General features: G+C 53.4%; 10 protein-coding genes, 1 tRNA gene and 1 pseudogene. 7 read left to right on the top strand and 5 right to left on the bottom strand.

Annotated elements, in window-relative coordinates:
* Positions 1-199: 199 nt before the first annotated feature.
* From AU509_RS07140 to AU509_RS07130, 3 genes are read left to right on the top strand one after another with little or no spacing between them, the layout of a single operon-like run.
* Positions 200-1,621 (top strand): cytochrome ubiquinol oxidase subunit I, encoded by a 1,422-nt coding sequence (locus AU509_RS07140; protein WP_094118001.1) that lies wholly within the window; start codon positions 200-202, stop codon positions 1,619-1,621.
* 1 nt (position 1,622) lies between these two features.
* Positions 1,623-2,630, top strand: a complete 1,008-nt coding sequence (gene cydB, locus AU509_RS07135; RefSeq protein ID WP_094118000.1) for a cytochrome d ubiquinol oxidase subunit II — start codon at positions 1,623-1,625, stop codon at positions 2,628-2,630.
* An 18-nt stretch (positions 2,631-2,648) separates the two neighbouring features.
* A complete protein-coding gene (locus AU509_RS07130; protein ID WP_071999765.1) occupies positions 2,649-2,801 on the top strand; it encodes a DUF2474 domain-containing protein in 153 nt (50 codons plus the stop codon).
* Between the two features lie 185 nt (positions 2,802-2,986).
* On the opposite strand, the gene AU509_RS07125 is transcribed toward AU509_RS07130, so the two are convergent.
* On the bottom strand, positions 2,987-6,853 hold the full coding sequence (locus AU509_RS07125) for a non-ribosomal peptide synthetase (protein ID WP_094117999.1): 3,867 nt from the start codon (positions 6,851-6,853) through the stop codon (positions 2,987-2,989).
* A 1,755-nt stretch (positions 6,854-8,608) separates the two neighbouring features.
* Between AU509_RS07125 and AU509_RS07120 the strand changes: the two genes are divergently transcribed.
* From AU509_RS07120 to AU509_RS07110, 3 genes are all read left to right on the top strand, one after another.
* Positions 8,609-9,661: an ABC transporter substrate-binding protein gene (locus tag AU509_RS07120; protein WP_094117998.1), complete on the top strand. Its 1,053-nt coding sequence runs from the start codon at positions 8,609-8,611 to the stop codon at positions 9,659-9,661.
* A gap of 118 nt (positions 9,662-9,779) precedes the next feature.
* Positions 9,780-10,655, top strand: coding sequence for an ABC transporter ATP-binding protein (locus AU509_RS07115; RefSeq protein ID WP_094117997.1), 876 nt, complete (start codon positions 9,780-9,782; stop codon positions 10,653-10,655).
* Between the two features lie 31 nt (positions 10,656-10,686).
* Positions 10,687-11,553: an ABC transporter permease gene (locus AU509_RS07110; RefSeq protein WP_085650820.1), complete on the top strand. Its 867-nt coding sequence runs from the start codon at positions 10,687-10,689 to the stop codon at positions 11,551-11,553.
* Positions 11,554-11,969: 416 nt separating this feature from the next.
* On the opposite strand, the gene AU509_RS07105 is transcribed toward AU509_RS07110, so the two are convergent.
* Positions 11,970-12,530 carry a response regulator transcription factor gene (locus tag AU509_RS07105; RefSeq protein WP_085650821.1) on the bottom strand — a complete coding sequence of 187 codons (561 nt, stop codon included), beginning with the start codon at positions 12,528-12,530 and terminating at the stop codon, positions 11,970-11,972.
* A gap of 547 nt (positions 12,531-13,077) precedes the next feature.
* On the opposite strand from AU509_RS07105, the gene AU509_RS07100 reads away from it, so the two are divergent.
* Positions 13,078-13,154: transfer RNA gene (locus AU509_RS07100), tRNA-Val, on the top strand.
* Positions 13,155-13,565: 411 nt separating this feature from the next.
* Here the strand turns inward: AU509_RS07100 and AU509_RS07095 are convergent.
* The 3 genes and pseudogenes from AU509_RS07095 to AU509_RS07080 all read right to left on the bottom strand — a co-directional run bounded on the left by AU509_RS07095 (position 13,566) and on the right by AU509_RS07080 (position 18,066).
* Positions 13,566-14,558: a nucleoside hydrolase gene (locus AU509_RS07095; RefSeq protein WP_244200948.1), complete on the bottom strand. Its 993-nt coding sequence runs from the start codon at positions 14,556-14,558 to the stop codon at positions 13,566-13,568.
* Between the two features lie 85 nt (positions 14,559-14,643).
* Positions 14,644-16,229 (bottom strand): annotated as a pseudogene (locus AU509_RS07090) (carbohydrate porin).
* Positions 16,230-16,365: 136 nt separating this feature from the next.
* The gene (locus tag AU509_RS07080) at positions 16,366-18,066 is read right to left on the bottom strand and encodes an alpha-L-rhamnosidase-related protein (protein WP_208640005.1); all 1,701 of its coding nucleotides are present in this window, start codon (positions 18,064-18,066) and stop codon (positions 16,366-16,368) included.
* Positions 18,067-18,150 lie beyond the last annotated feature (84 nt).

Below are 18,150 nucleotides of genomic sequence, written 5' to 3'. Positions count from 1 at the left end.
ACACGTCCTCGCCTTTGTTTACCGCTCATGGAATACCACCGTTGAAACGGGTATTTAGACACTTCCCTCTCGGGATAGGCAAATCCGACCTAAGATTAGGCTATCCCTCCCTCATCCCTTTCAGTTTGTGCGGATATTCACGGACAAACCGCAGGCCAGAGGGGGGAAGTGGAGATGTTCATTCAGTAAGAGGCGAGACATGTTTGGATTAGATGCATTTCATCTTGCAAGGATACAGTTCGCGTTCACGGTATCTTTTCACATTATTTTCCCCGCCATCACTATCGGTTTGGCCAGCTTCCTGGCCGTGCTGGAAGCGCTATGGCTCAAAACCCGCAACGAGGACTATCGCGATCTCTACCACTTTTGGTCGAAAGTCTTCGCCGTCAACTTCGGGATGGGGGTGGTCTCCGGGCTGGTGATGGCCTATCAGTTCGGCACCAACTGGAGCGGTTTTTCCGAATATGCGGGCAGTATTACCGGCCCGTTGCTGACCTATGAGGTGCTGACGGCCTTTTTCCTGGAGGCCGGTTTCCTTGGCGTGATGCTGTTCGGTTGGAACCGCGTCGGACCGGGGCTGCACTTTTTCGCCACCTGCATGGTGGCGCTGGGGACGCTGATGTCCACGTTCTGGATACTGGCGTCGAACAGTTGGATGCATACGCCGCAGGGATACCAGATCATTAATACCGTCGTCGTACCGGTCGACTGGTTTGCGGTCATCTTCAATCCGTCCTTCCCTTACCGGCTGCTGCATATGACCACGGCGGCCTTCCTCTCCACCGCCTTTTTCGTCGGCGCTTCGGCCGCGTGGCATCTGCTGCGCCGCAACGATACCCCGGCCATCCGCACTATGTTGTCGATGGCGCTGTGGATGGCGCTGATCGTCGCGCCGATTCAGGCGATGCTGGGCGATATGCACGGTCTCAACACCCTGGAATATCAGCCTGCCAAGATCGCCGCCATCGAGGGCCACTGGGAAAATCAGGCGGGCGAAGCCACCCCGCTGATCCTGTTCGGCCTGCCGGACATGAACGAAGAGCGCACGAAATATACGCTGGAAATCCCCTATCTGGGCAGCCTGATTTTGACGCACAGCCTGGACAAACAAGTACCGGCGTTAAAAAGCTTTCCCAAAGCGGATCGCCCCAATTCCACGGTAATTTTCTGGTCGTTCCGGATCATGGTGGCGCTGGGCCTGCTGATGATCCTGCTGGGGGTGATTAGCCTGTGGCTACGCGTTAAACGCCGTCTTTATCAGTCGCGTCCTTTTCTCTGGTTTACGTTGCTGATGGGGCCTTCGGGACTGCTCGCCATTCTTGCGGGTTGGTTTACCACGGAGATCGGGCGTCAGCCGTGGGTAGTCTACGGTCTCCAGCGCACCTCGGCGGCGGTATCCGCGCACGGCGATCTGCATATGAGCATCAGTCTGCTCGCCTTTATCGCGGTCTATTGCTCAGTCTTCGGCATCGGCTACGTCTACATGATGCACCTGATCAAAAAAGGGCCGCAGCCGGGTGAAGGCACTCATACGCCGGAAGGCGGACCGGGCAAACCGCAAACGCCGTCAAGGCCGTTGTCGGCCAGTCGTGAACCGTTAACGTCCGAAGAGGAGAAATAGCGTGGTTATCGATCTTCCATTTATCTGGTTCGCCATTATTGTGTTCGCCACCCTGATGTACATCGTGATGGACGGCTTCGATCTCGGCATTGGTATTCTGTTTCCCTTTAATCAGGATGCCGGCGAGCGCGACATGATGGTCAACACGGTCGCCCCGGTGTGGGACGGTAACGAAACGTGGCTAGTGCTGGGCGGCGCGGCGCTGTTTGGCGCTTTTCCACTCGCCTACGCCGTGATTATCGATGCGCTTGCCATCCCATTGACGGCTATGCTGATCGGACTCATCTTTCGCGGCGTCGCCTTTGAGTTTCGCTTTAAGGCCACCCCCGCTCACCGCCCTTTCTGGGATAAATCGTTTATCGCAGGCTCCCTGCTCGCGACCTTCAGTCAAGGGGTCGCCGTCGGCGCATTCCTCGACGGATTCGCCGTCACGGAACGCGCCTACAGCGGTCCGGCGTTAGGTTGGCTGGCGCCGTTTCCGCTGTTCTGCGGCGTCGGTCTGGTCGTCGCCTATGCGTTGCTTGGCTGTACGTGGCTGATTATGAAAACGGAGCATGAGCTGCATCGTAAAATGTCCGCGCTGGCGACGCCGCTGGTAGCCGCGCTACTGGTCATCATCGCCATTATCAGCCTGTGGACGCCGCTGGAGCATCACGCGATCGCCGAACGCTGGTTTGTCATGCCGAATCTGCTCTACTTCCTGCCGGTTCCCTTGCTGGTGCTGGCCTGTTCATGGGGGATTGTCCGCGCAGTGAAAGGACACGCGCACTACGCGCCGTTTTTACTCACGCTGGGGCTGATCTTTCTCGGCTTTAGCGGACTCGGCATCAGTATCTGGCCGCATCTCATTCCCCCGTCCATTACCCTGTGGGATGCCGCCGCGCCGCCGCAGAGCCAGCGCTTTATGCTGGTCGGCGCGCTGGTCATCATCCCGATCATTTTGATCTATACCTTCTGGAGTTATTACGTCTTCCGGGGAAAAATTAAACCGGATGCGGGTTATCACTGACAGAATCACGGAGGCAATATGGCTGAAACTAACACCGCTCCTCCTCGTGCGCCGCTGTGGCAACGACTGCTGTGGATGGTACTTATCTGGTCGGGGAGCATTCTGGCGTTAGGCGTGGTCTCACTGCTGTTTCGCATGATGATGACCGCGGCAGGAATGAAGAGCCACTAATAAGCAAAGCGTCAGGCTCGTTGGAACCTGACGCTGTGTGGTGTTCGTCGGCAAGCATGATCGACTTAAGTAACTGAGAGAAAAAAAGCCGGTGGTCCATTTCTCCGGCGAACGTTAAAAAAAGCGCCGTTCAGATCGTATAGACCTGAACGGCGCGAGCCTTATTGATCTCGGGTCCTAAAGTCTCAGGCAGTGCAGTTCTGACGTTTTAACAGCTCGTCGGCGAACTGACGCCCGAATTGTTGCAGGTACTGACGTTGCATCAGGCACTCATGGGTCGCATCCACATCGTACTGGATCAGTTTTCCCGTGACGTACGGGCACCAGAGATCCGGCTGTTGCTCCTGCGATCTCAACACATCGGTCGAGGCGCGAATAAAGAGCAGGTCGCCATGGAACGGTTGATAGCGACATTTCTCCAGCAGGTCCAGCATCAGCGAGGCATCGCCGATCAGACGCGTCAGGAAAGTTTCGCGAATGCTGCGATCGCCGAGCGCCTCTTCCATCGCGCTCTTCAAGCCTTTCATCCCGCCCCTCGCCGCGCCGCAGATAGCTCGGGTCATCCGCGTAATGATGGTCTCGTCATCCAGTTTCAGCGAGTCTCTCCCGTTTTGCAGCGGATAACTGTCGAACATCGTCAGGAAACTCACCTCCTCACCCGCCGCCTGTAGCAGATTAGCCACACGGAGCGCGACGTTGCCGCCCACCGACCACCCGGCCAGTTGATACGGGCCGTGCGGCCAGATCGTCCGGATCCGTCGCAGATATTCGACCGCCATTTCATCTATGGAATGAATGACTCGCGTCGGATCCTGGAGGATCGGCGACTGCAACGCGTAGACCGGCTGGTCGTCCGGCAGATAAGGCAGCAGACCGGCAAACGCCCAGCCAATCCCGCCGCCGGGATGGAAGCAGAACAGCGGTGGACGGTCGCCCATCGTGCGCAGCGGCAGAATAGGATCGAACGGGTCGGCGGCGCAGCCTGCGATTCGCAGGCGTTGCGCCAGCTGTCGCGGCGTCGGCGAAGAGAGAAAATCGGTGATGCCCAACTGCACTCCGAACTCGTCGCGGATCAGGTTAATCAACTGAAGTCCCAGCAGCGAATGCCCGCCGAGCGTGAAGAAGTTCTGGTTGGCGTAAACCTTGTCGCATTCGAGGATCTCGGCGAACAGGCGGCATAGCGACGCTTCTTCCGATGTGCGCGGCGGCGACAGTTCAACGTTATCCTGCATGATAGGTTCGGGCAGTTCGCGGACGGCCAGCTTGCCGTTGGGCGTCAGCGGGAACGACTCGACCACCATAATCACGCTAGGCACCATGTACTGCGGCAGTTGACGGCCGACGGCCAGCTTCAGCGTTTCGCTGTCCAGCTCCAGCTGGCTGTTGGCGACGTAGGCGACAATCGCCGGACCATAGGCCAGCTCTTTGAGCATCGCCACCGCATCTTCCACGCCCTGACAGCTCAGCAGCGCATTCTTGATTTCATCCAGCTCGATGCGCAGACCGCGCAGTTTAACCTGATTATCTTTCCGGCCCTGATAGTGGATGAGCCCTTGATGGTCGAAGAAGACGCGGTCTCCCGCTCGATACATTCGGCGTTCGGCGTCCTGCAAATCGGGAACAAAACCTTCCGCCGTGAGATCCGGACGGTTGCGGTAGCCTCTGGCGACGCCCGGCCCGGCGATATACAGCTCACCCCAGGCGCCCGGCGGCAACAGATGCTGATTCCGGTCGACGACATAGAGGCGTGTATTGGCCGTCGGTTCGCCGATGGAGAGATCGCCGGAGCCGTAATGGGCGTTGATCGAGGTGGCGAACGAGGTTTCCGTCGGGCCATAGACGTTCAGCAACCGGCAGTGAGAGAAACGCGCCAAGAGCGCTAACGTGCAAGCTTCCCCGCCCAGCAGCAACGTCATGCCCTGCGGGAAATCTTCCGTCTGATGATAGGCCAGTAAGCTCGGCGTCATGACCAAAGCGTGGATGTTTTTGCTCTTGATCAGCAATGCCAACGCCCGGCCCGGCGTGGCGGAAACCTTATCCGCAATCACCAGCGTCGCGCCGGAAAGCAGCGTCATGAAGATTTCGAGTACGGACATATCGAACCCTGCCGCGATGAACTGCAGCACCCGAACGCCGGGCTGTAGTTTTGCCGCGGCAATCGCCGATCCCGCGATCGACACCAGATTACGATGGGTGACTTCCACCCCTTTCGGTTTACCGGTTGAACCGGAGGTGTAGATCAGGTAGGCCAGCGTTGCGGGATCGAAACGATCCAGAGGACGCGTCGCCGGCGGCAGCGAAGCTAATTTTTCCGTCGTTAAACGCAGTACGATAGACGGATCGACGTCGGCGTTCAGCGGACTGTCCGACACCACAATCACCGCGGCCGGTTTGGCGTCGGCCAGAATGTAGCTGATACGCCCTTCCGGCAACTCCGGCACAATCGGAATATAGCAGGCGCCCAGTTTGAACAGAGCCGCCATCGTCACTACCCATTCAACGCTACGCGCGACAATGACCGCGACATCGTCGCCGGATCGAATGCCGCGCTCCTGCAAATACGCGGCCAGGCGATGCGAAGCCTCGTCCAGCTCGGCGTAGCTGACCTGACGTTTATCCTGCACCAACGCAATCTCATTGGCATGAGAGCGGGCAGACTCGGCAAACGTTTCGGGGAACAGCGGCAACGCATCCGGACGGGGCGGCAGAGGGTAGACGCGTTCACGCTCTCCGGGCAACAGCAGGTCGAAATCCGCGACCCGCGTTTCCGGCGCGTCCACAAACTGCTCCAGCAAAGAAACCAGCCGTTGGTAATACAGCTCGAGAGCTTCCATCGAATACAAATCCGCATTGGCGTCGAACCCAAAGTCCAGGTGTCCGTCGCTGTTACGGTCGAATATATTGAAACTCAGATGTTCTACCGGCCCGCAGGCCACATTATCCACCGACATTTCACAGCCGTCGAAATGGGCGCTTTGGTCATAGGCAATCACATTGATCAAGGTATTAAACAGCGGCTTATGACCGCGCTCGGCGTAAAGATCGCGGATCATGGATTCCGAACGGTAACCCTGGTGTAACAAATGGTGGCGCAGCTGCCGTTGGACAGCCGCGGCGACAGAGACGATCGTGGAATCGGCGTCGAAAGAGATATGTAATGGCAGAATGTTGGCGACCATAGACAGCACGTTGCGCAGCGCTTTCATTTTTCGGGCGGCGACAGGCATACCGACAACCAGTTCGTCCTCCCCCGTCATTTTATGTAGGTAGGCTGCGCAGACTGCAATAAGGATGCTCGATAAACGTAATTCCGGATATTCGACGGCGGCTACGGTTCTCAGGCGGTCCAGATTTTCCCCGGTGTAGCGATTACGCAGGCGGTTGAGCTTGGACAGCGGCACGCTGCCCGGCACCAGCTGCGTGACTTCGGGTAAATCCAGACAATATGCGCGCCAGTATGCCTGATCCTTCAGATAGGACGTACTTCCGCGGTAAACCTGCTCCACTTCATACACCCGTTTCAACGGTTCCAGCACCAGTGGCGCAGGCGTCTCGTGGCGCAACAGCTGTCCGTAATGTTCGGCCAACAGGCGGAACAATATGCCATGACTGTAGCCATCCAGAATCAGGTGCGTTCCCATCTCTATAAGACGATGCTGGTCGTCAGCGATTTTAACGAGGCAATAGCGGATCAGGGGCGCATGAGACAGGTCCATATCGTGATCCAAAAGATTATCCAACAGCGCCTGATAGGCTGGCTCAGGGTCGCTTTCCGCGGTGAGGTCGACACACTGGACGTACTCGTGTGTCAGGCAAGGCACGATATATTGGACATATTGCCCGGAAGCAGGGTCTATTTCGTATTGGGTGTGCGTGGTATCGACTTCCCGGCACACCGTATTGATGGTTTGAACAAGCAAGGCACTATTAAGCTGCCCTTTAAATTCGAGCACGTCACAAAGATGATAATTAAAATTATGCTCGGCTTTTGCGATCGCGAAACAAACTTCCTGTTGGGCAGCGCTCAGTGGACAGGGTTCCTTTTCAGGCATAAAACATTCCTCTTTCTAATTACCACGCAGATTCCACCCATTAATTTCGTCACGGAATTAGTTTTTAATGGGTCTCAATTTTCGCCACTGATGTAGCTTAATAACTTGGAGTTAAAAGCCCGGTGTAATAATTTCACGAGGAAATCTCATAAACAATAATACCCAAGGGGTAAGAAACAATGCTCCTTCATTTTTATTTTTCTATGATAGGTATAAAAAACTTATTTAAGCAAGAGCAAATAGAATGCCTGATTAAAGTATCGTCAAATTTTATTTTTGATTATTTTTAATAAAAGTCCATATTGGAAAACCATTAATTACCGGCGATTGTTCTATTACGAAAACACCTTTTTTTTAATATTGCCCGCATCTGATTAATATCCAGATCAGCGAATATTTCCACTTAAGCCACTCTTGAATTAATTCAATAAATTCAATTCTTTATATAAAAACAAACGAATCACCACTCTCTATCCACCGCGCTGACTCAGGGGCAAAAGCCTGAAAGCAACGGGATTAATCGCATTTTCATGCGTTTTTAATTTCTGAAATGTACATTTTCGTAGCCTAAGAATTTATTTCCGCCTTACACTTCCTATTTATATTGCGTTACACTTTCAAACTTAAATAACGCTCCGAAACAATCCCCCTCTAGTAAAATAACTTCGTGCAATCTCCCGTTTTTTTTCAGATGACCGTAGGTTGATAACTTATAAAAAGCTATTGGTTTAACTTTCGTTTAAAAATAAAAGCTTAGACACAAATAAAAGATGTTTACACATGGTTATTATTTCATTTTTATTTCTACGGAGGCGAAAAAAACACGAGCTTATTTAGACGTGATGAATATTGAATTATCGGAATCAGTTCGTCCTAGTTAGAGATTAAAAAATGGCTTTTATTTTTGTCTGCGAGTGATGCTTGCGTATAAAGCGATTGCGTAGTCGGAGAAAATATTTGTCTGCATTTTGATTTGTTCCCCCTTCCGACGTGATTAAGCGGACTTCTATTGAAACAGCCGTCTATAGTCAGGCTGGGGAAGCATAAAGACCGGCGAGGCGGAAATGCATCGTTTAAACCTAAAATCCATTTTCATTACCGACGCTCAGAAATCTTCGCCTGCCCCACCTTCATTATTTCGCTTCAGGCGTCATGACCGGCGAGTTTGATCGTAAAAATAGCTAGCCATGCTCGATTAGGTATTGCGGCTATTTTCAATGCCGGAATATAGATAACTAAAAACAAAATAAGCAAATACCTTTATGAATGTCGATAAAGGCAACACTAGCGACCGTCATACAACCAGAATATCGCTCCTTTAAATTTCTGCCATCAGAGAAAAGATATAAAACCCTTAAATTTCATAGCAATAAAATTGTTATCACGAGAAGCCCTGCTGATAAAACATCGGCTCTGTTCAAAACAAATAGGTTCATTCACTCTCAAAACAGACTTTCCCGCAGGAAATAACCATTGCCTCTAGCTTATTACAAAACGCGATTTAGCGAGGCGGGGACGGTCATTTATGCTGCGCCTTATACCTTAATAAAAACGGGGTATATTAAACTAAAGTAATAAAAACATTTAATTAAAACCATTATACCGGCCAGATTCACAGACTGAATAAAATGACGGTTATCGGCGCGACGACGGAATGAATAATGACGTCTGGCCATCGCTATTTTACCCAGTCTGCGCCGTTGAAAACGGGTGCATTCGGCCGAAGGGCATAAACACTTTTAATGGATACAGAGAATGAAAAACCAGAGGACTCATATTCGCCGCCCCCGGCGTTTTTCCCGCACGTTTAAGGGTTTGACCACCACAGTCGCGCTGTTAACGTCAGCGCTAGCCATCCCTTTACAGGCACAGGCGGAAGGACAGCTGCGTATCGCACAGCAATTCGGCATCGTTTATCTCCTGCTGAACGTGGCGCAGGATAAACAGCTGATAGAGAAACATGCCAAAGCGGAAGGGCTGGATGTCAAAGTGGATTATCTACAACTCTCCGGCGGCGCGGCAGTGAATGATGCGTTACTGTCAGGATCGGTCGATATCGCGGGCGCGGGCATCGCCCCGCTGTTTACCTTGTGGGACCGCACCAGAAATCGGCAAAACGTCAAAGCGGTGCTCGCCACCGGCAGCTTCCCCTACTATCTCGTGAGCACCAACCCCAACGTCAAAACGATCGCCGACTTTACGGATAAAGATCGCATTGCCGTCCCCGCCGTTGGCGTCTCCGTGCAGTCTCGCTTCCTCCAGGCGGCATCAGCCAAACTCTGGGGCGACAAGGCGTATAACCGTCTGGATAAACTGCAAGTCGCCGTACCGCACCCGGATGCCACCGCCGCGATCATCAGTGGCGGCACCGAGATTTCCGCCCACTTCGCCAACGCGCCTTTTCAGGAGCAGGAGCTGGCAGGCAATCCCAAAGCCCATATCGTCCTGAACTCCTATGACGTTCAGGGCGGGCCGACGTCGCCGGTCGTGCTTTACACCACGGAAAAATTCCGCCAAGAGAACCCGCGCACGTACAAGATTTTTGTCGATGCGCTGGCCGAAGCGGCGGATTTCACCGCCAAAAATCCGGAAGCGGCGGCAGACGCTTTTATCCGCATCACCAAGTCAAAAATTGACCGCAAACTGCTACTCAGCATTCTCAAAAGCCCTGAATCCAAATTCAGCATCACGCCGCAAAATACGCTGTCTCTGGGCCAGTTCATGTACCGCGTCGGCGCGCTGAAAAATAATCCTGAGTCGGTTAAGGATTACTTCTTCGACGATCCCCACGTCGCTTCGGGAAGCTAAAAGCTGCCGAGGCGTCTGTCTACGCCCTCCCGACCCTTGCGATCAGGCGGGCGTATGTGGGCAACGAAGCGGGGTCAACGCCCTTAGCGGCGATGGACAACAACGAGAGGAAACCAAGATGTCTTTGCATTTATCGCAGGATCGTGACGCCGCGATCCACCCCGACGTCCCACTGTTACAAGTGGAGAGCGTCGGACTGGAATACGCCACCCGCGAGCGCCGGGTACGCGCGACCCATGACGTCAGCTTCGATATTTTCCCGGCCGAACGCTTTATTCTGCTCGGCCCCTCCGGCTGCGGTAAGTCCAGCCTGTTGAAGGCCGTCGGCGGTTTTCTGCCGCCGGTTGACGGCCGTATCCTGCTGGAAGGAAAGGCGATTACGCAGCCGGGTCCGGAACGGATGATGGTCTTTCAGGAGTTCGACCAACTGCCGCCATGGAAAACCGTGCTCGAAAATACGCAGTTTCCGCTGCGTGTGACCGGCAAACTCTCCGCCGCTGAAGCGCGCGATCAGGCGATGTACTATCTGGAAAAAGTGGGACTGGCGGACTTCGCCAACGCCTGGCCGCATACGCTTTCCGGTGGCATGAAGCAGCGGGTCGCGATTGCGCGCGCGTTGGCGATGAAACCCAAGGTGCTGCTGATGGACGAACCGTTTGCGGCGCTGGATGCGCTGACTCGCCGCAAAATGCAGCAGGAGCTGCTTGAGCTCTGGGAGGAGGTGCGTTTTACCCTGCTGTTCGTCACCCACTCCATTGAAGAAGCGCTGGTGGTCGGTAATCGTATTCTCCTGCTCTCACCACATCCGGGACGGGTGCGCGCAGAGCTGAATTGTCATCAGTTCTCCCACCATGATGAGGGCGGCAAGGAGTTTCAGGCGGCGGCGCGGCGCATTCACGATCTGCTGTTTCCGGCGGGTCATCCAATAGCCCCGGCGCCGGCCTCGTCGACGCACTCGCCCGTTCGAGCGCTGGCCGGACAACACTCGCGCTGATGTTTCTCTTCATAACATGAAAGGTTTTACGATGAGTCAACTTCCCCCTGTTCGCCCGGAGTACCAGAGAGAGCTGGCTCCGCTGACCGATATTAATGTCGCCCAGCCATTGCCACTGCTTAACCGCCTGTGGAATCTGAGCGCCGTTCGCAAGTCTCTATTGCTGATCCTGCTGGCATTAGTGTGGGAAGGCGCCGCTCGCTGGCAAAATAACGATTTGCTGCTGCCTACGTTTACTCAGGCGGCGTCTGCTTTCGTCGAGGATATCCGCAACGGTGAATTGCCCGCCAAGATCGCCATCTCCATGAGTACGCTGGTGAAAGGTTATCTGATTGGGACTGCGCTGGCGTTGGCGCTCAGCGCTCTGGCCGTCTCCACCCGATTGGGACGCGATCTGCTGTCTACGCTGACCTCAATGTTGAACCCTCTCCCCGCCATCGCGCTGTTGCCGCTGGCCTTGCTGTGGTTTGGGCTAGGCACCCAGAGTCTCATTTTCGTACTGATACATTCGGTTTTATGGCCGATGGCATTAAATACCTATTCCGGCTTTCTGGGCGTTTCGGAGACGCTGCGCATGACCGGGCGCAACTATGGACTGAAAGGATTGCGCTACGTCTGGCATATTCTGATCCCGGCGGCGCTGCCTTCTATCCTTTCCGGTCTCAAAATCGGCTGGGCGTTCGCCTGGCGTACGCTCATTGCCGCCGAGCTGGTTTTTGGCGCCTCCAGCGGGCAAGGCGGACTGGGCTGGTACATATTCCAGAACCGCAACGAACTGTACACCGACCGCGTTTTCGCCGGTCTGGCATCGGTGATTATCATTGGGCTATTGGTAGAAACACTGATCTTCGCCACCATCGAACGCGTGACGATCAAACGTTGGGGAATGCAGCGATAGCCCTCTGCGACACGCCGACGATGGAATGTCGTCGGCGTGTTGTCGCTTCGGATAGGTCGAGAGGAACGGATTTTTCGTTACGTATGAATAAGATGTGAAAGTCTGATTAACCTGACCACATCTCTTACAACCGGGCGTATGTTTAAAACCTAAAGTGACACCATAACATTTTTGTTAGTTAATTATTTCAACACCATCAATACATTTAAGTAAAAGATAAAAAATATCCATTTAAATAGAACAGATAATGTTTAATTATATTATTTTCCACGCTTATAAAAACATTGTAAATAAAATGTCACGTTAGCTAAACAAGGAGAGTTAACTGACACCCGATGAAAAACGTTTTATTGGCGTGTATATGAATATGAGTAGTTGTCGGCTCTAATAAATCACTCGCTTATAGACATAAATAATTATCTGCGCTGAGACGCTTCCATAATACTTTTAATATTGAGTTTTCGCAGCATGCTTTGCTTGTGGCAGCTAATCGTTTTTTCACTCAAACATAAAAGGCCAGAGACTTCCTTGTTGCTTTTCCCCTTCAACAGATACTGAAGCACCAGTTGCTCTCTGGGAGAGAGCTTTTGCAGTTGCACGTCCCAGGAAGGGCCTGATGCGTGGTGCGTGACGTCTTGTATCTTGGAGATGATTTCAACAATCGGACTTTTTAAATCGATGATCGCATCGTAATTGATATAGCGAAACATCCGGTCAGGCTGACTATCTTTAAAGAGGACAATCTTGTTACCGCTATTGACGTATTTTATTACGTCGACCAGCGAGGAGATGATGGAACAGTCGTGCAATACTTCAATGAGAAAAACCTGCTCTTTTTCCTGCTGCAGATTGTTGACTAAATCACAGATATCCGCGGCGACATAACACTTATCGCTATCCGTCATTATTTTACTGATAATGATATTCTGTAGAGAATAAGAAATGATTTCATTCTCAACCAGGAACACATAGTCCATTGTTTACCACCCCCATACCGCAAGCAATAGAAACCAAGTAGAGCCGTTTTAATGCGGCTAAATCGAACAGTATGAATTTTTATCGTTTAAGCAATTCCCATAAACCATAGCACTTAACAAAAATTATGGTAGGTTAAATCTGGACTTCACTGGTCTGCTCTCTTATTACCCATCAATTTAACTTTCTGTTCGCGTATTATTTATGCGTTTATTCATTCCCCCCTCTGACTTTCCGTCCGCCATCCATTTTGTTGCTATCTATTAATCGACAGGCTTTCTTTACCACGTGGTGTTGATGAGATGCGGTAATACGCCCAAAAACCGGGGTAGTGATGTGCGAATGAACAAAACTCCCTCACATCAACCCTACTCAGGCGTATCTTTGTACAATGACGGACAAAGATTCGACACTTGATAAAGAGAAAGAACAAAGGGCTTGCCATCCATGCTGGAGCAGTCCATAATGACGTCCATTCCAGTTACTGGAACGCAAGAAAAAGCATTTTAATCAATGAGTTATCTCTAGATTTTATGCAAAGCACCCTGTACGACCGTAGCTCAGTTGGTTAGAGCACCACCTTGACATGGTGGGGGTCGGTGGTTCGAGTCCACTCGGTCGTACCAATTCTTTCTGCCTCCGGCAGCTGCCGTTTACCCGGCATACTCGATGTTTCAAGTTACCCTCTCGTTATTATCGCTGCTTTCCTGATATTTCTGCTTATTTTCCCTGTTCTGTTTGCTTTTGCATCATTCGCCCTGATGTCGCCGCCTACCCGTACTTACCTACGCCGCTGTCACTTCCCTGCGACCGAACCTTTAGAGATAAACGTCGCCAGAGTGAGCGACACCTTCTTCAGCGCTCCACATCACGTTTTGCGGCAAGTCCTCTGACGGGAACGATGTCGACCCGCTAAAACTTCTTAAGCCTGGCGGATGCGCTAAACAAAAGCCGCCACGTTTTATGTGACGGCTTGGGTGACGTTAATGCTGGGTTGACGTGAAAACACAATAGAACCACCGTGGTTAGCCCGATGATTACTGTGCCTGTGCTGCCTTCTGTCCGTAGAGCAAGCTCAGTTTGGCGTAGAAATCTTCCAGCGTAAAACGACCGTCCACCGCATGGTAAACACGGATCTGGCGGGCGTTTTCCTGCGCGCCATAGCTCAGGTCATCGTTAATTCGCGGGGCATCACGCAGCGTATACTGGTATTCGTGGTCATCCAGCAACAGGGCGACCGACGGATTATCACCCAATACCCACACTTCGCTCTTCGGCCAAGGCACGTCCTTCAATGTCATCGAGATCTCCCGATTAAAGTCGAGCAACTGCTGCCACAGATACTCTCCGACCTTGCCCTGCGGTTTGACGCGCGCAGCCAGCTCCGCCAGAGAAACCCTGACTGACATATAAACGTTATGCGGCACCTGCCAGAGCGGAACGCTGGACTGGAGCACCGCATTCGCCGCCTGCGGATCGTTAAACATATTGTATTCCCAACCCCCTTTGGGATAAGGCATGCCGCCGATCCAAATCACGGTCATTTTCTGGGCGATTGTGGGATCCGCCTGCAGCGCGGCGGCAACATCAGTCAGTGCGCCGAGCACCAGCACGAACAGCGGATGAGGATCGTCTTTTTTCGCCTCGTTGATCAACTGCTGAGCCCCTTCGCTTAGAGCCGGTTTGCCCTCGAGCGGACCGGTCGCCCCGCGATAAACCGGCACCCCCGTTTTTTCCATCACCTGTGTTAACCGCTGCAATTCACGGTAGCTCTCCATCATGCTGTTGGCGCCATCTCGTTTCATCATCGGTGCTGTTCGTGCGTAGTGCGCGGCAATCAGACCCGTCACCTTCAGCGTGGGCGTCATCAACGCATGCGCCACGGCGAAATCGTCGTCCGCTTCGTTTTTAGCATCGCTGCTGATCATGACTCTGATTTGCTTATGCTCTGCGACCTCAAACGGCAGCACGGCCGCCAGCGACGACGCGCTCCACTGCGCGAGAAAAACCAGAGCCAGAACCCCGTTCATCAGCGTCCATCTACGTTTCTTATTTCTACGGATAATCATCAAAAGATCCTCATAAGTGAAAACGCCATAACATCCCTGCGCCGCATTACCACCAAACTTCCGCCTGAACGCCAAGGCTGAACTGATCGTCTTTGTCGTCCTCGAAGCTGAATTGAGAGATGCCGTTTTCAAGCGATTTCAGATAACTGGCGTAGAAACGGATCTCCGGGCGCGAGGTCAGCATGCTGGTGCTGACCTTCAGGGTGTGGAACAACGTAGTTTTGTATCCCGACTCCCGATAGTTGACCCCGCCTGCCTTGTTGGTCTGATTAAAATAAGCCAGCTCGACGCCGGTCTGGTTGTATTGATCCCAAATATAGGCGGGACGAACGACCGCACGGAACGTTTCGAAATCGGTATGCGCGCCGGTTTCATAACTGTACAGATCGTTGCCGCGGCCATAGACCAGCGCGTTGGCCATAATCACGTCGGGATGCAGGTAGGTTTCTCCCTGCGAAATCAGCCGCAATGCCGTTCCTCCGGTATGTTCGCCGTAATAATATTTGCCATCGCCGTAGTCCGGATTGGCATCAGATATCCGCATGAAACCACTGGCAATCGAGTTGCTGGCGTACTGGAGGGCGAATTCATTAAATCCGCCGTTGTCGAATTTCTGACGGAGAACGCCGGTCGCCAGCCACGCGTCTTTTAATTCGAAATAATTGCTTGAATGCTGGCTGTCGCTTTCATTTGCCGTGTTGTATTTTCCATCGATTTCAAACGTCGCCTTATCCCAGAGCGGAATGTCCCGGTAGCGGATATCAATCGCATTGGTATTCACCTGCGTGGTGGAGGTGTAGGACTTATTGTAGAGATCCAGATCTTGACGTAGTAACGCCATATCCAATTTCCCCACGCCCACATCAATATTCTCCAGACCCACCGCGCCCGCCGAATCCGCCTTATGCGCTTTCCAGTCCAGCATCTGTATTTCATAATTTTTCAGATAATGTTTCCCGACCCAAAACGAGGCCTCCGGTATAAAGGGAATAAAGCCCGTCGTGGTGACGTACATATCGGAAAATTGCAGCAGGTTATCACTGCTGGAATCAAACACGCCGTTGCTGTAGGACTGCCCCACGTTGCCATCGAGCCAGACGACGGCATGAGCCGTTTTGCCATCCTGATCGTAGACGCGCTGGTTCAGAATCAAGTCAAACCAGCCGCTGTGCTCGTTGCCGAAGCGCCCCAGAGAACCTATCGCATAAGACTTGGGCACGCCGCGCGATGAGGTGGCCCAGCCGGAGCGGAAATAGCCCGAGTAGGTAAAACCGATGTCGTTTTTCACGTAGCGGCTGATATCGTCGAGCGTCATCGGCGTCGAAGAGCCGGTGGCGTCAGGACGGTCATTGGCCGCAGCGGTGGATGAATGGGAGGCTTTCTCGGTGGACTCTGGTGGGGGGTGGCCACCGTCACGTTAACCTCGCCAGGTTTCGGCGCCGTATGTTGTTGGGTTTGACCGGCGGCGATTTTATATTCCTGTAACTCTTTTCGGGTGGCGTTTAACTCTTTTTCGAGTAATTCGAGTCTTTCCTCCACGGTTAATTTCGCGGCCAGCGCCTGATAGGGCACACCGGCGGAGAATAAAGCCAGCGTGATAATTTTTAGGGATGCAGAGTTAAGTTTTATCATTATGGTATTTCCGATGTTGATTCGCGGGGGGCGCAAACGCACCAGCCCGCTATTCCCGGTCAACGTAGGTTGTTCAACTTTTTTATTCGAAGCGGCGATGTTCCGCCCCCTCACCTTTAACGCTTTTTATTTAGGCTTATCCGCGCGCGAAACCGCGGCGGATAAAGTAACTGGGAGTACAGCTCCAGGCATGGCAATAACTGTCGATTTGCTTACTGCCATAGGGAGACGACAGCGGATTTTTGGGATCAAACGCTTCCCAGAAGGTATTCGTTTCGGTTTTGATCATGGCTCCCCAATAGTCTTCCACCAGCCTGCGCGCTTGCTGGCTTAGGCCACAGCGAATGAGCGCATCAACCATGTGATGGTACAGATAGGGCGTCAGAGGACGGACGGCGTCGGGCATCGTCATGACGCGAGCCAGCGCTCGCGCCATCTGCGGTTGAGGCAACACGTCGGCCAACGCCATCCATGCCTGAGAAGCCCAGGAGATTTGCCGCTGCTCGCCGCTGACAAACACGCCCAATGGTTCATCAAACAACCCGCGCGCCGCCTGTTTCATTCGTGCGACTGCTTCACTGAAAGGCTGAACCTCGGCCTCGCGTCCCAACGCTCTCGCCAGTTCGATACCTTCCTGACAGCTGTAAATCAGGACGCCCTGAATGGCAGCCTGCTTATCCAGCCCTTTCAATGCGGCGCTTTGGTCCGTTCCCGGATTCCAGTCGATAAACACGTAATCCTTTTCCGGGGCGACGAATAGCCCCTGCGCGTTGACATTCTTCAGCGCCAGCGTGAGCTGCTGTTTAGCCACCGGCCACAGTTCCTGCGCCGTCGCGGTGTCTCGACTCGCTCGCAGATAATCGCGCACGATACTGCCGAACAGTGCGGCATAGTCGATCAGCACCACCTCGCCGATGCGCGGCTCCGGCTGTTCATAGACGCAGGCCGTGATATAGCCATCGTCCCGCTGTAGCCCGGCAAATAAGTACAAACAGCGCCGCACCAACGCCGTGTTGTTGAAGCTCACATAGTTGACCATGGCCTGCAGACGCAGATCGCCCACCCATAGCCGCCGATCGCGCTTCGGCCCGTCCTCGAAAACGGTCTGCATACATTCGTGCAATGTCCTAAGGCTGACACGATCGATATCCCGCAGTAGTTCGCTGTCATAGCGCGCCGGCGCGAAGCGATCCAGACCGGCGGAAGAGACGGCTTTCACCTGCATTGAGTTAAACGTGACGCTGAAGTTCGTCGATGTGGAAACGATCTCGACTTTGACAAAGCGGAAGGCGTGGCGGCGTTCAATCCTGACCTGCTGTGGCAGAAAATCGACATTCAGAATTTCATCCGGCAACCAGGAAGCGCTGATCCAGCCGTGATAGGGATAAAGCGGCTGCGTCACATCGGTGGCGACCTCCCCGAAGATCAACCGCAAACGCACCGGGGCATCGCAGGAGACGCCCTGCCACCCCAATGAAAACATGAGATAACCGGTGTAGTGTTCTCCGAAATCCACGATAAAACTTTCGCCGGTTTTGAAACTCTTTTTCGCCAATTCCTCCATGTCATACTGCGGCGTCATGGCGACGCGTAACAGATGCTCGGGCGCTTCCCGAGGCGCAACGACATTCAACGCGGGGTAAGTCACCTCGGACAGCGTCGGTGTTAGCACTTCGGCCATCGCGACCCAATGCTGCTGCCGGGTCAGCGCGTTCGGCTGAACCACGCCGGTTTTCACTGTATCTGCCGTTTTATCCGTCGCGCGCAGCGGCGCGATGCGGGCGCAAGCCGTGACGACGGCCGCATGAATCAGCAACTCTCTTCTGTTCATGGTCATCAGTCCCCTTTTTGGGCGGGCCGGGCGCGACTGCCGCGCAGCCCGTCATCAGGTGTGGAGGCAGGGCAAACGCTACGCCCGCCC

The organism is Lonsdalea britannica (assembly GCF_002111595.1).
Lineage (GTDB): Bacteria > Pseudomonadota > Gammaproteobacteria > Enterobacterales > Enterobacteriaceae > Lonsdalea > Lonsdalea britannica.
Note: the sequence above shows the minus strand (reverse complement) of the source record. Positions and strands in the feature narration are given on the sequence as shown.

Excerpts from the sequence above, each read along its gene's own strand:
- AU509_RS07140 (WP_094118001.1), top strand. The coding sequence starts at position 200 with ATGTTTGGATTAGATGCATTTCATCTTGCAAGGATACAGTTCGCGTTC.
- AU509_RS07130 (WP_071999765.1), top strand. The coding sequence starts at position 2,649 with ATGGCTGAAACTAACACCGCTCCTCCTCGTGCGCCGCTGTGGCAACGA.
- AU509_RS07125 (WP_094117999.1), bottom strand. The coding sequence starts at position 6,853 with ATGCCTGAAAAGGAACCCTGTCCACTGAGCGCTGCCCAACAGGAAGTT.
- AU509_RS07120 (WP_094117998.1), top strand. The coding sequence starts at position 8,609 with ATGAAAAACCAGAGGACTCATATTCGCCGCCCCCGGCGTTTTTCCCGC.
- AU509_RS07115 (WP_094117997.1), top strand. The coding sequence starts at position 9,780 with ATGTCTTTGCATTTATCGCAGGATCGTGACGCCGCGATCCACCCCGAC.
- AU509_RS07110 (WP_085650820.1), top strand. The coding sequence starts at position 10,687 with ATGAGTCAACTTCCCCCTGTTCGCCCGGAGTACCAGAGAGAGCTGGCT.
- AU509_RS07105 (WP_085650821.1), bottom strand. The coding sequence starts at position 12,530 with ATGGACTATGTGTTCCTGGTTGAGAATGAAATCATTTCTTATTCTCTA.
- AU509_RS07095 (WP_244200948.1), bottom strand. The coding sequence starts at position 14,558 with ATGAACGGGGTTCTGGCTCTGGTTTTTCTCGCGCAGTGGAGCGCGTCG.
- AU509_RS07080 (WP_208640005.1), bottom strand. The coding sequence starts at position 18,066 with ATGACCATGAACAGAAGAGAGTTGCTGATTCATGCGGCCGTCGTCACG.